This is a genomic window from Kitasatospora sp. NPDC057738 (genome assembly GCF_042798815.1).
Lineage (GTDB): Bacteria > Actinomycetota > Actinomycetes > Streptomycetales > Streptomycetaceae > Kitasatospora > Kitasatospora lactacystinica.
This window is the reverse complement of the sequence record NZ_JBHVJT010000102.1, coordinates 11,258-24,721: the sequence shown is the minus strand read 5'-3', so window position 1 is coordinate 24,721 and position 13,464 is coordinate 11,258. Positions and strand designations below refer to the sequence as shown.

General features: G+C 76.0%; 9 protein-coding genes. 6 read left to right on the top strand and 3 right to left on the bottom strand.

All coding sequences use genetic code 11. The features are described 5' to 3' along the window. Positions 1–120: 120 nt before the first annotated feature. Positions 121–618 carry an aegerolysin family protein gene (locus ACFVGO_RS36180; protein ID WP_380356454.1) on the bottom strand — a complete coding sequence of 166 codons (498 nt, stop codon included), beginning with the start codon at positions 616–618 and terminating at the stop codon, positions 121–123. 215 nt (positions 619–833) lie between these two features. On the opposite strand from ACFVGO_RS36180, the gene ACFVGO_RS36175 reads away from it, so the two are divergent. Continuing rightward, positions 834–3,854 (top strand): BTAD domain-containing putative transcriptional regulator, encoded by a 3,021-nt coding sequence (locus ACFVGO_RS36175; protein ID WP_380636372.1) that lies wholly within the window; start codon positions 834–836, stop codon positions 3,852–3,854. 31 nt (positions 3,855–3,885) lie between these two features. Here ACFVGO_RS36175 and ACFVGO_RS36170 read toward each other — a convergent pair whose 3' ends face one another. Further along, positions 3,886–5,889: a protein kinase gene (locus tag ACFVGO_RS36170; RefSeq protein ID WP_380636370.1), complete on the bottom strand. Its 2,004-nt coding sequence runs from the start codon at positions 5,887–5,889 to the stop codon at positions 3,886–3,888. A gap of 488 nt (positions 5,890–6,377) precedes the next feature. Here ACFVGO_RS36170 and ACFVGO_RS36165 point away from each other — a divergent pair, with 488 nt between their 5' ends. The 4 genes from ACFVGO_RS36165 to ACFVGO_RS36150 all read left to right on the top strand — a co-directional run bounded on the left by ACFVGO_RS36165 (position 6,378) and on the right by ACFVGO_RS36150 (position 10,846). After that, complete coding sequence (locus ACFVGO_RS36165) at positions 6,378–7,310, top strand: MerR family transcriptional regulator (RefSeq protein WP_380636368.1); 933 nt, start codon at positions 6,378–6,380, stop codon at positions 7,308–7,310. 86 nt (positions 7,311–7,396) lie between these two features. Beyond that, positions 7,397–8,359 carry a quinone oxidoreductase family protein gene (locus ACFVGO_RS36160; RefSeq protein WP_380636366.1) on the top strand — a complete coding sequence of 321 codons (963 nt, stop codon included), beginning with the start codon at positions 7,397–7,399 and terminating at the stop codon, positions 8,357–8,359. Between the two features lie 17 nt (positions 8,360–8,376). Then, the gene (locus ACFVGO_RS36155; protein ID WP_380356475.1) at positions 8,377–8,970 is read left to right on the top strand and encodes a TetR/AcrR family transcriptional regulator; all 594 of its coding nucleotides are present in this window, start codon (positions 8,377–8,379) and stop codon (positions 8,968–8,970) included. A 469-nt stretch (positions 8,971–9,439) separates the two neighbouring features. After that, entirely contained in the window at positions 9,440–10,846 is a 1,407-nt protein-coding gene (locus tag ACFVGO_RS36150; RefSeq protein ID WP_380636364.1) for an MFS transporter, read from the top strand. Between the two features lie 163 nt (positions 10,847–11,009). On the opposite strand, the gene ACFVGO_RS36145 is transcribed toward ACFVGO_RS36150, so the two are convergent. Further along, positions 11,010–11,945 carry a hypothetical protein gene (locus ACFVGO_RS36145; RefSeq protein ID WP_380636362.1) on the bottom strand — a complete coding sequence of 312 codons (936 nt, stop codon included), beginning with the start codon at positions 11,943–11,945 and terminating at the stop codon, positions 11,010–11,012. A 283-nt stretch (positions 11,946–12,228) separates the two neighbouring features. Here ACFVGO_RS36145 and ACFVGO_RS36140 point away from each other — a divergent pair, with 283 nt between their 5' ends. After that, the gene (locus ACFVGO_RS36140) at positions 12,229–13,332 is read left to right on the top strand and encodes an NADH:flavin oxidoreductase/NADH oxidase (RefSeq protein WP_380356437.1); all 1,104 of its coding nucleotides are present in this window, start codon (positions 12,229–12,231) and stop codon (positions 13,330–13,332) included. Positions 13,333–13,464: the final 132 nt, after the last annotated feature.

The following is a 13,464-nucleotide window of genomic DNA, read 5'->3' as shown; positions in this document are numbered from 1 at the left end:
GGAAAAAAACTTCCTTTCCGTTTTGTGGGGGAACCCACCACCAGCCCCCCCCCCCTCGGGGGCCCCTGGGGGGGGGGGGGGCTCCCCCTCCCCCCCCCCCGACGGTCAACCGGCTGCCGCTCAGGGGCCCGTGATCGTCCAGTACACGGCGGCGTTGTTGCCGCTGCCCCCGCTCTGCGCGAACCGGAACATCGGGTCGGAGCCGGCGGAGTCGTAGCCGTTGCTGCCGGCGTACGGGTTGTTCCAGTGCAGCTGCACGCGCTTGCCGTTGAGCCCGGGGTTGCCGCAGTTCTCCGCGTCGTAGATGACGTGGCCCTCGGTCCCGGTGAGGAGGCCGTTGCTCTCGGACTGCCAGCGCCCGGTATTCCCGTCGCGCACGATGGCGTCCGGGGCCAGGCCGCTCGACCAGATGCCGTGGTCCAGCCAGGCGTTCTGCAGGCGCAGTTCGCAGCCCGTCCAGTTGACGACCGCGACCTGCGTGCTGCGCGCCGCACTCAGCGCCTGCGCCGGCTGCTGGTCCGCGGTGGCCGCGCCGGCCGGGGCGGCCGTCGCGAACAGCGCGGCGGCGACGCCCGCCGCGGCCAGGGCCGAACGGACCAGGGACTTCCGCTGTGCCATGGAGTACTCCTCTCGTTCCCGGACCGCATCGGTGCGGTCCGACTGCTCGAAGCCTCGGCCGCGCCCGTCAACAGGCGGTCGACAATGTGTTGACAGGCGATGGACAAGCAGCGCGCCGTCGACCGCCCGGACCGGGCACGGCGCCTCTGACCAGGGGTGATGCGGTCGGTATCATGCGCCGGGGGGATCGTTGCGCGGGCGGAGGGGGACGGCTGGTGGGTGGTTTGCGGTTCGCGGTGCTGGGGCCGCTGCGGGGGTGGCGGGACGGCGGCGAGCTCGTGCTCGGGTCGCCGCAGCAGCGGAGCCTGCTGCTCGCGCTGCTGCTGCGGGCCAACCACCCGGTGTCGACCGGTCAGCTCGTCGACGACCTGTGGGGCGAGGAGCCGCCCGCCAAGCCCTCCGCCGTGATCCGCACCTACGTCCACCGCCTGCGCCGCGTCCTGGGGCCCGACGCGCCGACCACGCTCAGCGGGGGCTACCTGCTCGCCCTGGACCCGGGCGCACTGGACACCCACCGCGTCGAGGAGCTCCTCGACGAGGCGAAGGAACTGCGCGCCGACGGCGAGCACGCCCACGCCGCCGGCGCGCTCCGCTCGGCGCTGGCCCTGTGGCAGGGCGAGCCGATGACCGCGCTCCCCGGCCCCTACGCCGAACGGCAGCGCGGCGAGTGGGCCGAACGCCGGGTGACCGTCCTGGAGTCCTGTCTGGAGGCCGAGATCGAGGCCGGACCGTCCGGCGAGCTCGTCGCCGAGCTGACCGCCGTCGTGGCCGAACACCCGCTCAGGGAACGGTTCTCCGAACTGCTGATGCTCGCCCTCTACGGAACCGGCCGGCAGGCCGAGGCCCTGGGCCTCTTCCGCACGGCGGACCAGCGGCTGCGCGAGCAGCTCGGCGTCAGCGCGGGGCCCGGACTGCGCGAACTGCAGCGCCGGATCCTGGTGGCCGACACCGGCCTCGTGGCGCCCCCGCGGCCCCGGCCCGCCGCCGCCACCCGCCCGCCCCACCGGACCCGCCCGCCGTACCGGGCGGCGGTCCGGCCCACCCAGGTCCCGGCCGACCTCGCCGACTTCACCGGCCGCGAGGCGCAGACCGAGGCCCTGCGGGCCGTCCTGCTCGCCCCCCGCACCGTGCCCGTGGCCACCGTCTCCGGCCTGGGCGGCGTGGGCAAGACGGCGCTGGCCGTCCACGTCGCGCACGAGCTGGCCGCCGACTTCCCCGACGGCCAGCTCTACCTCGACCTGCACGGCGCCGACGGCCGCCCGACCCGCCCCGAGGAGGCCGTGGGCACCTTCCTGCGCTCCCTCGGCGTACCGGCGGACGCACTGGCCCCCGGGCTCGCCGAACGCTCCGCCCAGTTCCGCTCGCTGCTCACCGACCGACGCGTGCTGGTCGTCCTCGACAACGCCCGGGACGCCGAACAGATCCGGCCGCTGCTGCCCGGCCGGCCCGGCTGCGCCGTGCTCGTCACCAGCCGGGCCAGGCTCGGTTCGCTGCCCAACGCGCACGTCGTCGAACTCTCCGCCTTCGCCCGGCAGGAGGCCCTCGGCCTGCTCGGCCGGGTGATCGGCGGGCAGCGGCTGCGGGCCGAGGAGCGGACGGCCGCGGAACTCGTCCGGCTCTGCGGGCACCTCCCGCTGGCCGTGCGCATCCTCGCCGCCCGCCTCGCCTGCCGGCCGGACTGGACCATGGCCCGGCTGCTCGACAAGCTGTCCGGCCACGGGCGCCGGCTGGACGTGCTGCGCGCCGGGGACCTCGCCGTCGAACCGGCGTTCCGCTTCGGCTACGACCAGCTGATGCCCGAACAGGCCCGGGCCTTCCGGCTGTTGGCGGTGCCGGAGGTACCGGACCTGTCACCGGGCGCGGTCGCGGCGGTGCTCGGCCTGCCCGAGGAGGAGGCCGAGGAACTGGCCGAGTCGCTGGTCGACTGCTCGATGCTGGAGACCGCGCCCCCGGACCGCTACCGGTACCACGACCTGCTGCGCGCCTTCGCCCAGCAGCTCGCCCCGGCCCCGCAGGCCGGGCCGCGGGCGGAGGCCGGCTCGCAGGAGGCGGCGGAGGACTTCCCGGCCGCCGTGCTCACCCGGCTGGCGGCCCACCACCACGCCGAGACCGTCGCGGCCCTCGGCCCGTCCGCCGCCCGCGCCGCCCTGCCCGGTGCCGTTGCCGACGGCGGTGCCGGAGCCGATGACGGTGCCGGAGCCGCCTTGCGTGCGGCGGCGCCGCCCCACGGCCGCGTCGACTACCACGGCATCGGCGCACTGGTCGGCCAGTACGCCGGGCTCCCCGAGCCGCCCCGGCTCGACCTGGTCGCCGAACTGCTGCTCGGCTGCAGCCTGTTGTGCGACACCGGCCAGGCCACCCGGCCGCTCGGGCACGCGGCCAAGGTCCTGCTGCGGGCCGCCCTCCGGCAGGGCGACCGCACGGCCGAGGTCAGGGCCCGGCTGGTGCTCGGACGGCTGCTCACCGAGGTCGGCTCCGAACCCGCGGCCCTCGCCGAACTGCTCAGGGCCCGCGACCTGTGCACCGCCCACGACCTGCCGGGGCCGCTGCTCGCCCTGGCCCACGCCTCACTGGCCGCCCTGTTCGTCCAGGTCGGCCGGCCGGGCGACGCGGTCGCCGGCTTCACGGCGGCGGTCTCGGCCTGGGAGAAGCTCGGCGACCGGCGCTCGGTGGCGGCCGAACTGCTCAACCTGGCCCGCGCGTTCACCGAACTCGGCCGGTTCGACGCGGCCGTCCGCGTCGTCGACCAGTCCCTGCTGATCTGCCACCGGCTCGCCGACCACGACCTCCAGGCGCTCGCCCTCGACTCGATGGGGACGATCGCCCACGACCGCGGCGAGTTCGAACAGGCCCTGCACCACCACCGCAACGCCCTGTCGCTGCTGCGGCCGGACGACCGGCGCCGCACGGGCCGTACGCTGCTGCGGCTCACCGAGTCGCTGCGCGCCGTCGGCCGCGGCGAGGAGGCCGTGGCGGCGGCCGACCGGGCGGTCGAGGTGCTGACGCTCGACGGCGACCGCCGGGGACGGGGGCTGGCCCTGGCGGCGCTCGGCGACGCACTCGCCGAGCGCGGCGGGGACGGCGACGGGGAGGCGGCCCGGGCCCACCGGTCGGAGGCCTACGACATCCTGGCCTCCCTCGGCTCCCCCGAGGCCAACCGGCTGCGCGCCCTGATCGGCCCGGGCGGGCCCGCCGTGCGGCCCCGCCGGCAGTGGCCGTCCTGGCTGCCGGAGTGACCCTCCCAGGGCCCGGCCGGCGGCCGGCGGCTCACCTCAACGTCCACACCTGGTTGTCCGCACCCGAGCAGGGCGCCACTCGCACCCAGTGGCCCACGCCGTCGGACGTCAGGCACAGGTTGGTGTCGGCGTTGACGATCCGGTGGCCGCCCGGAACCGGCGTGATGGCCCAGACCTGGTTCCAGTTGGACGGCGGGCTCGTCCAGATCTGCACCCGGCCGCTGTCCCTGTCCTGGTCCAGCCCCTTGGTGAAGTTGCTGGAGGCGTTGCGCAGGTAGTACCGCCCCTCGTCGACCTTGTCCAGCCGCCAGACCTGCGCCAGCGTGCCGTTGGCATCGAAGGTGTCGACCTGGTTGCCGTCCCGGTCCTTGGAGTAGGAGTTGTCCAGCGTGCCGCCGTTGCTGCTGATCCGCGCCAGCTCGGGCAGCGGCGCCACCGGCTGCCGGGTGGGCTGCGTCGGCGTCGCGGACGGCGTGGGCGTGGCCGTTTCGCCGGGGTCCGGCCGGTCCGGGGCGGTGGGGGTCGGCGCGGGCGCGGCGGGGTTCTCCCCGGTGGTGGAGGCGGGGACCGGGAGCGGGGCGGAGCCGCGGGTGGGCACGGCGGAGGCCGGGGCGGGGGGCGTGGCGAAGGGGCTCCGGGTGGTCGGCGCGGGCGCGGCCGGGGCGGGGGCGGGACTCTCGCCCGTGCCCGGCACGGCCGGCGGGGGCGGGAGCGGGAGCGCGGCCGGGGCGGACGGCTGTCCGGTGAGCGGGCCGGCGGCCTCCACGAACGCGGCGGCGTCCGGCCGGGCGGGGCCGTCCGTGGGCCCGGCGACGGCGGCGGTGTCCTGCGGCGCGCCGTTCCGGTCGGGCCGGACCACCGCCGCCCCGGCGGCCCCGGCCACGCAGAGCAGGGTCAGGGCCGTCACCCCGGCCAGCGCTCGCAGGCGGTGCCCGGTCCGCGGGGCGCGTCCGGTCCGCGGGGCGCGTCCGGTCCGCGGGGCGCGTCCGGTCCGCGGGGCGTGTCCGGTCCGCGGGGCACGCGCCGCGACCGGCCGGGGCCCGGTCCCACTCCCTGTCCAGGACGGGGACGGGCCCGGCGACGGCGCCGCCTCCACCGCGGTGAGGGCGCGGCGTGCGGCGGTGGCCATCGTCGCCGCGTCGGGCCAGCGCTCACCGGGTTCCTTGGCCATCGCCCGCTCGACCAGCGCCCACACCGGCGCGGGCACCTCCCCGGGAAGCGGCGGCACGGGCTCCGTCAGGTGCTTGAGGATCACTTCGAGGGCGGTCTCCCCCTCGTACGGGAGCCGGCCGGCGAGACACTCGTAGAGGACCACGCCGAGCGCGTAGAGGTCGGCCGAGGCGGTGACCGTCCCGGTGGAGGCCTGTTCCGGCGCCTGGTAGGCGGCGGTGCCCAGCACCATCCCCGGGACGGTCGTCCGGGCGTCGCAGTCGGGCCGGGCGATGCCGAAGTCCGCGATCACCGTCCGGTCGCCACGGACCATCAGGTTGGCCGGTTTGATGTCCCGGTGGACCACCCCGGACCCGTGCGCGGCCTCCAGCGCCTCCAGCACCTGCAGGACCAGCTCCAGGGCCTCCGCCACCGGCAGGGCTCCGCGGCGCTCCAGGACGGCGCTCAGCGGTTGCCCCTCGATCAGCTCCATGACCAGGTAGCCGACCGGGCGCCGCCCGTTCGCGGCGCCGGACCCGGCGTCAGGCCCGCAGTCGGGCCCGTGGTCGTCGCCGGACCCGGCGTCGGGCCCGTGGTCGTCGCCGGGCCCGGCCTCGGGCCCGCGGTCGCGGTCGTGGCCGGTCCCGCGGTCGTGCCCGTAGTCGTACACGCCGACGATGCCCGGGTGCCGCAGCCGGGCCATGACCCGGGCCTCGGCGTGGAAGCGCTCGGCGAAGCCGGGCTCGTCCAGCAGGGCGGGCTTCACCACCTTGACCGCCACCCGGCGGCCGAGGACCTCGTCCTCGGCGAGCCACACATCGCCCATCGACCCGCCGCCCAGCCAGTCCACCAGTCGGTAGCGGTCGGCGAGCACGGTGCCGCGCATGCATCTCCCTGAATCGAGCCCGAGGACCGGAGCGGATCCGGGACCGGCCCGGTTCCCCGGGCGCACCCTGGTCCGGGCGCACTCCGAGGATCATGACACCGGCAAGTCAACTACTGAATTCCCATCATATGAACCGCTCTCGGCTCGGGCCATCACCGGCCCCCGCCCCCCGGCGGGCCGGCGGCGGGCCCGGTCCCCTCCGGCGGCGTACGGGGCGCCCGAGTCGTCGTTCGCCCACGGACGGTGCGACCCGGGGGCGTCTCCGCGCAGGTCGCGGGCAGCCGACCGTGCACGGACGGCCTCCGGTCCACGGCCCGGTGAACCACCCCGCCCGGCACCCCGAACAGGAGGCGGATCCGGCGGGCTTCCACGGACTTCCGCGGGTTCTGCGGGCTTCTGTGGGCGGTTCCGGTGCGAATGCCGACGTACCGCCGCATAGCGTTCCGGGGTTTGCCCCTCCCCCAGGGGAAGGCGGCACAGTGGCGGGCGTGCAGGAGAACGTGATCACCATCGGCGAACTCGCCGCCCGGACCAGGCTCAGCCTCAAGGCCCTGCGGCTCTACGACGAGCGGGGGCTGCTGCCGCCCGCCCTGGTCGACGCGCGCACCGGGGTGCGCCGCTACGGCCCGGCGCAGGTCGAGCGGGCCCGGCGGATCGCGCTGCTGCGCGCCGCCGGGCTGCCGCTGGCGCGGATCGCGGCCGTGCTGGACGCGGCCGCCCCGGACCCCGGCGCAGACCCCGACGCCGACGCGGATGCCGACGGCACCGCGAACGCCGACGGCAACGCGGGCGAGCGGGAGCTGCTGGCGTACTGGCGGGAGCGGGAGGCCGAGCACGCGGCCCGCCGGGAGGCGGTGGGCTACGCCCGGGAGGTTCTGAGCGGAAGGAGCACCACCGTGTTCGAGATCGCCGAGCGCGACGTGCCCGAGCAGCGGGTGCTGTTCGTACGCCGGCACGTGGACGCCGCCGCGCTGCCCGGCTTCCTCGCCGAGGCCGGCGAGTTGCTGCTCGGCCGGCTGCGGGAGGTCGGCGCGTGCCTGTCCGGACCGCTGTTCGCGGTGTACCACGGCCTGGTGGGCGAGGACTGCGACGCCCTGGTCGAGGTCTGCGCCCCCACCCCGAACGACGTCGGGCCGCACGGCCCGTTCGCGGTGCGCATCGAACCCGCGCACCGCGAGGCGTACACCGCCCTGACCCGGCGGGGCTTCACCGCGATGGCCGCCGCCCACGACGCGGTGGGCGCCTGGGCCGCCGCCCGCGGGTACGGGCGGGGCGGGCCGAACCGGGAGGTGCACTACCCGAACCGGGCGACCGCCGGACCGCAGGAGCCCGTCGTGGACGTCGCCGTGCCGCTGGCCGCGGGGCAACCGCCCGTCGCCGTAAGGATTTCTGGACTTGTGGGTCCATTGTCGACTGCCTAGCGTGCTTGCTCGTTCCCCTCTTCCCCTCCCTCGCTTCGACGCGCTTCGACCCGCTTCGACGAGCCCGCACAGGAAGGTGTCAGCCCATGCACGCGATCCGGATCGAGGAGCACGGCGGCCCCGAGGTCATGCGCTGGACCGAGCTGCCGGACCCGGCCCCCGGCCCCGGCGAGGCGCTGGTGCGCCTGGGCGCGGCGGGGGTCAACTACATGGACGTCGGCGCCCGGGCCGAGGGCGGCCCGGGCTGGGCGGCACCGGTGGTCCTGGGCGCCGAGGGCATGGGGTACGTCGTCGCGCTCGGCGAGGGGGTGGACGGCCTGACCGTCGGCGACCGGGTGGCCTGGTTCTACCACCCGGGCAGCTACGCCGAGTTGCTCGCCGTCCCGGCCGCCTCGCTGGTCGCGGTGCCGGACGGCGTACCGGACGAGATCGCGGGCGGCCTGCTGATGCAGGGCCTGACCGCGAGCCACCTGAGCACCGAGACCTACCCGATCGCCCCGGGCGACACCGCCGTGGTGCACGCGGCGGCGGGCGGGGTGGGCCGGTTGCTGACCCAGCTGGTCACGGCGCGCGGCGGCACCGTGATCGGTCTGGTCTCCCGCGAGGAGAAGGCCGCCGTCGCGAAGGAGGCGGGCGCCGACCACGTGCTGGTCCACTCCGGTGGTGGCTTCGAGGACCGGATCAGGGAGCTGACCGGCGGGCGCGGGGCCGACGTCGTCTACGACGGCGGCGGAGCCGACACCTTCCGCTCCTCCCAGCTGGCCCTGCGCCCGCACGGGGTGCACGCCTACTACGGCCCCTTCATGGGCGTGCCCGAGCTGCGGCCCACCGACCTGCCGAACAGCATCCTGCTGACATACCCGGTGGTGCACCACCACGTCCCCACCCGCGAGGCGCTGGTGCGGCGCGCCGGCGAGCTGTTCGACCTCGTCCTGTCGGGCCGGCTCACCCCGCGGATCACCGGCCGCTACCCGCTGGCCGAGGCGGCCCGGGCGCACGCGGACCTGGAGTCCCGGCGCACCACCGGCAAGCTGGTGCTGCTGCCGTGACCGTACCGAAGGGGCAGGTGCCGCCGACCCGCAAGGGCGCCGCGACCAGGCAGCGCATCGTCGAGGGCGCCGCCCTGGAGATCCGCGGGACGGGCGTGTTCGCGCTGCGCCTGGAGGACGTGATGGCCCGCACCGCGACCAGCAAGAGTCAGCTGTTCCACTACTTCCCCGGCGGGAAGGACGAACTGCTGCTGGCCGTGGCCCGCCTGGAGGCGGCCCGGGTGCTCGACGACCAGCAGCCGGAGCTGGACTCCCTCACCTCCCGGGAGGCCTGGTGGCAGTGGCGCGACAAGGTCCTCGCCCGCTACCGCGCGCAGGGCGTCGACTGCCCGCTGCACGTGGCCCTGTCCCAGCTGGGCACGGCCACCGACGCGGGCCGCACGGTGGCCGCCGAGCTGCTGGGGCAGTGGCAGCGCCGGCTCGCCGCGGGCATCCGCCACCTGCGGGACGGCGGGGCGCTCGCCGCCGGCCTGGACGCCGAGCGGGAGGCCGCGGCGCTGCTGGCCGGGGTCCAGGGCGGGGTGCTGATCCTTCTGACCACCGGCTCCACCGACCACCTGGAGGCGGCGCTGGACTCGGGCCTCGCCCGGCTGGGGCTGACGCCGAGGTGAGCCGAGCCGAGCCGGGTTGATACCGGCCTGATGCCGGCCTGACGGAGCGCTCACGGGGAGCCGGCCGGCGGCCCGCCGCGGCCCGTCCAGGGTGACGCAGCGGGGTCGCCCCCGTACGGACGGGCATCGCCCGGGTGTGGAACGGGTCACAGTTCCAGGGCTGTTGGGGGCCGCGGGTGAGAAGGGTCACGCCCGGAGCGCTCCCGCGGCCCGCGGCGGCGGCCGCCCCCGGCAGGACTGGGCGGGCGCCGTTCCGGCACGGGCGAAGGGCCCGTCCGCTTCGGGACCTTGGTCGTGAATCCCCTCGACCTTCGGCCCGGTGGCGGCCCCGCGGGACCGGGGCAACCGTGGACGGTCGCCCGTTGTGACCGGGCGATGGCGCCGTCCGAGGTGGGCGGCGTCTTCCCCTGCCGTCTACCCGGCGCACGGTGCGCAGTGCGTGCCGTACGCTCCGGAGGACCCCCAGCACATGTCCCAGACCATCGACAACGCCCCGTATACCGCGTTCCACCGCAGGCTGGCCCTGGCCTGTTCGGGCGGACCCCTGCTCGACGGCTACATCCTGAGCATCGTCGGCGTCGCCCTGATCGGGATGCGCCCGGACCTCGGGCTGTCCACCGCCGAGGTCAGCCTGATCGGCGCCGCCGCGCTGGTGGGGATGTTCGTCGGCGGCGCGCTCTTCGGCGTGCTGACCGACAAGATCGGCCGGGAGGTGATGTACACCGCCGACCTGCTCGTGATGGTCGCCTGCTCGGTGCTCTCCTTCTGGGTGGACGCGGTGTGGGCGATCGCCGTGCTGCGCTTCGTGCTCGGCATGGCCGTGGCCGCCGACTACCCCATCGCCACCTCGCTGCTCGCCGAGTGGCTGCCCGCCAGGAAGCGCGGCCGCCTGCTCGGGCAGCAGATCGTCGCCTGGTACGCCGGCTCGGTGCTCGCCTACGTGGTGGGCTACCTGTTCCTGGAGCTGGCCGGGCCGGGCAGCTGGCGGTGGATGCTGGCGAGCTCCACGGTGCTGTGCGTGGTGTTCCTGGTGATCCGGCGCGGCTCGCCGGAGTCCCCGCGCTGGCTCGCCGCCAACGGGCGGGTCGGTGACGCGGTGCGCGTGGTCGAGAAGCACCTCGGGGTCCGGGTCGACGGCCGCGAGCTGATGCCCGATCCGGCCGAACGCGGCCGCCCCGCCGGGCTGCGCCTGCTGATGACCCAGCCCTACCGGCGCCGCACCCTGTTCTGCGGCCTGTTCTTCATGTGCCAGGTCGGCCCGCTGTTCGCGATGCTCACCTTCGGCCCGCAGATCCTCTCCTCCTTCGGCATGCCGGGCGGCACCGTGATGGAGACCCTCGGCACCGGCCTGATCAGCCTGGTCTTCCTGCTCGGCTGCTACCCGGCGCTGCGCCTGATCGACACCCGCGGCCGACGGCCCGTCATCATCTGGTCCTTCGCGCTGATGACCGTCCCGCTGGCGCTGCTGGGCGTGTGGCCCACCGCCCCGGCCGCCGTCGCGCTGCTGGCGCTGTGCGCGTACGCCTTCCTGTGCGGCGGGCCGAACGTGCTCGACTGGACGTACCCCAACGAGCTGTTCCCCACCGAGATCCGCGCCACCGCCGTGGGCGTCGCCACCTCGGTCAGCCGGATCGGCGCGGCCGTCGGCACCTACCTGCTGCCGCTGTCGCTGACCGGGCTCGGCACCGGCCCGACCATGCTGATCGCCGCCGGGACCACCGCCGTCGGCCTGCTGGTCTGCGTCCTGTGGGCCGAGGAAACCCGCGGCACCGCCCTCGGCGCCTCCCCCGCGGCCGCCGCCGGCGCCTCCGGCTCCGCGCCGCGTACGGCCCGGGCCGCCGTCCCGGCCCAGCGGCTCCCGCAGACGGCGCGCTGACGGCCGCCGCTGCACGCGGCCCCCGCGCCCCGCTTCCGACGGCGCCGCCCGGTTCCCCCGGGCGGCGCCGTCCGGCGTTACGGGATGCCGACTCCCTTTTCCCGCACCACCGACGGCGCCCGCCCGACTCGCACCGACCGCACCGGCCGCACCGGCGACACCGTCACGAGCTGCCGACCCCCGCGCCCCGAAGGCGTTCCAGGGTGGCGTGGTAGGCCCGCCACAGGGGGCGCGGGCCGCACCAGGAATGGGGCGGCAGGAGGTCGTCGCGCTCCACGCCGGCGGGCAACCGGCCGGTGACGGGGGTGACCACGCGTCCGCGGTGGTGGGCGAGGTAGGTCCAGAAGCCGACGGCGAGCGGTGCGGCGGCCACGCCCGCGGGGACCGGCCAGGTCTCGCCGGTCTGCGGGTGCCGCGGCACCACGGCGATGTCCGGGAGCGGGCCGGGCAGCGGCAGGCCGGGACCGGCCAGAGCCACGCGCCGGGGAGGGCGCCCGGCCGCCCGTCCCGGGGGGAGCAGTTGGTCGAGCAGCGCGTGGAAGGCCTCGGCGAGGGGGCCGCCGGGCAGGACGACGGGCGAGCCGTCCGCGGCGGCGACCAGGTGGGCGAGCACCACGGCCGACTCCGCCTCCCAGCGCGGGTCCCACCGCCCCGTCTCGTCGAACGGCTCGGCGGCGCACCACCATTGGGTGAGCGCCGCCCAGTCCGCGACCGGTCGGGCGGGGCCCGCGGGGACGGGGCGCACCGCGTCCGGCTCCAGCCAGGTGGCCTGCCACAGCGAGCAGTCGTCGATCCTGGTCGCGACCTTCCGGCCGCAGCCGGCGCAGGTGACGTTCGGGCCGTTGCGGCCGTCGATGCCGCAGCAGGCGCCGGGTTCGCGCCGCTGGACGAGGGTGGTGCCGTGGGCGTCGCCGGGGGCGATCACGATCGAGCGGGAGGCGCTGCGAGGGTGGTCGTCGACGGCGTAGGTGCCCGAATCCATGAGGACGGGCATGGGGTGGCCGTTGCCGTAGCCGAAGCCCGCGTAGGCGGGGTACGGGACCCGTGACAGCGGCACGGTCAGTGCGTGTCCGCACCGCCCGCACGCGAAGAACTCCATGCACTCCCCTGTTCCGGCGCCGGGAGCGGTCGTGCGCGGCGCCGGTGGGTGAGTATCGCGGGCCCGGCGGCCGAAGCCAACGGGTTTTCCGCCGGACCCGGGCCCGATCCCGGACCCAACCCCGGGGCCGACCCCGGGGCGGGGCCGGCCCGACGGAGAACCCTTGCAAGTCCCTGCGTGCGCAACTATTGTTTGCGAATGTAAATGCAGCTGCAAAAGTTGCACACCAGCCCTTGATTCGCCTCCGCGTCCTGGCGCCGGCCCGACCCACCGGGAGTCCGACATGAGCACCTCTCTCTTCGCCCCGCTCACCCTGCGGTCGCTGACCGTCCCCAACCGCATCTGGATGCCGGCGATGTGCCAGTACAGCGCCGCCCCGAACGGGGACGCGGCCGGCGTGCCCACCGACTGGCACTTCACCCACCTCGCGGCCCGCGCCGCCGGCGGCACCGGGCTGATCATCACGGAGGCCACCGCGGTCAGCCCCGAAGGACGCATCAGCCCGTACGACCTCGGCATCTGGAACGACGCGCAGGTCACCGCCTTCCGCCGGATCACCGACTTCCTGAAGAGCCAGGGCACCGTCCCCGCCATCCAGCTCGCCCACGCCGGGCGCAAGGCCTCCACCGAGCGCACCTGGATCGACCGCGGACGCCCCGTCACCCCGGACGAGGAGCACGGCTGGACCCCGGTCGGCCCCAGCGCCGACGCCTTCTCCCCCGCCCACACCACCCCGGACGAGCTGACCGAGGAGCAGATCGGCGAGATCGTGCGGCAGTTCGCCGACGCCGCCCGGCGCGCCCTCGACGCCGGCTTCCAGGTCGCCGAGGTCCACGGCGCCCACGGCTACCTGGTCCACCAGTTCCTCTCCCCCGCGTCCAACCACCGCACCGACGGCTACGGCGGCTCCTACGAGGGCCGCATCCGCTTCGCGCTGGAGGTCGTCGACGCCGTCCGCTCGGTGTGGCCCGAGGACCTGCCGGTCTTCTTCCGCGTCTCCGCGACCGACTGGATCACCGAGAACCCGCAGGACGGCCGCGAGGGCTGGACCTCGCAGGACACCGTCCGCCTCGCCAAGGAGCTCCGGGCCCACGGCGTCGACCTGCTCGACGTCTCCACCGGCGGCATCGTCCCCGACGCCCGGATCGAGGCCGGGCCCGGCTTCCAGGTGCCCTTCGCCGAGGCCGTGCGCCGCGAGACCGACCTGCCGGTGGCCGCCGTCGGCCTGATCACCGACCCCGCCCAGGCCCAGGACATCCTCACCGACGGCCGTGCCGACGCCGTCCTGATCGGCCGCGAACTGCTGCGCGACCCCTACTGGGCCCGCCACGCCGCCGCCACCCTCGGCGGCGAGGTCGCCACCCCCGCCCCGTACCACCGCGCCTGACGCCCGCATGCGCGCGTGGGGGGGGGGGGGGGGGCGGGGGGCCCCCCCCCCCCCCGGGACCAAAAGGAGGAGGCCGTTCCCCTTCTCCCCCAATTGGGGGTAGCCCCGCTGTGCTCATTGGTCCAAAAAAAA

Excerpts from the sequence above, each read along its gene's own strand:
- ACFVGO_RS36180 (WP_380356454.1), bottom strand. The coding sequence starts at position 618 with ATGGCACAGCGGAAGTCCCTGGTCCGTTCGGCCCTGGCCGCGGCGGGC.
- ACFVGO_RS36170 (WP_380636370.1), bottom strand. The coding sequence starts at position 5,889 with ATGCGCGGCACCGTGCTCGCCGACCGCTACCGACTGGTGGACTGGCTG.
- ACFVGO_RS36160 (WP_380636366.1), top strand. The coding sequence starts at position 7,397 with ATGCACGCGATCCGGATCGAGGAGCACGGCGGCCCCGAGGTCATGCGC.
- ACFVGO_RS36150 (WP_380636364.1), top strand. The coding sequence starts at position 9,440 with ATGTCCCAGACCATCGACAACGCCCCGTATACCGCGTTCCACCGCAGG.
- ACFVGO_RS36145 (WP_380636362.1), bottom strand. The coding sequence starts at position 11,945 with ATGGAGTTCTTCGCGTGCGGGCGGTGCGGACACGCACTGACCGTGCCG.
- ACFVGO_RS36140 (WP_380356437.1), top strand. The coding sequence starts at position 12,229 with ATGAGCACCTCTCTCTTCGCCCCGCTCACCCTGCGGTCGCTGACCGTC.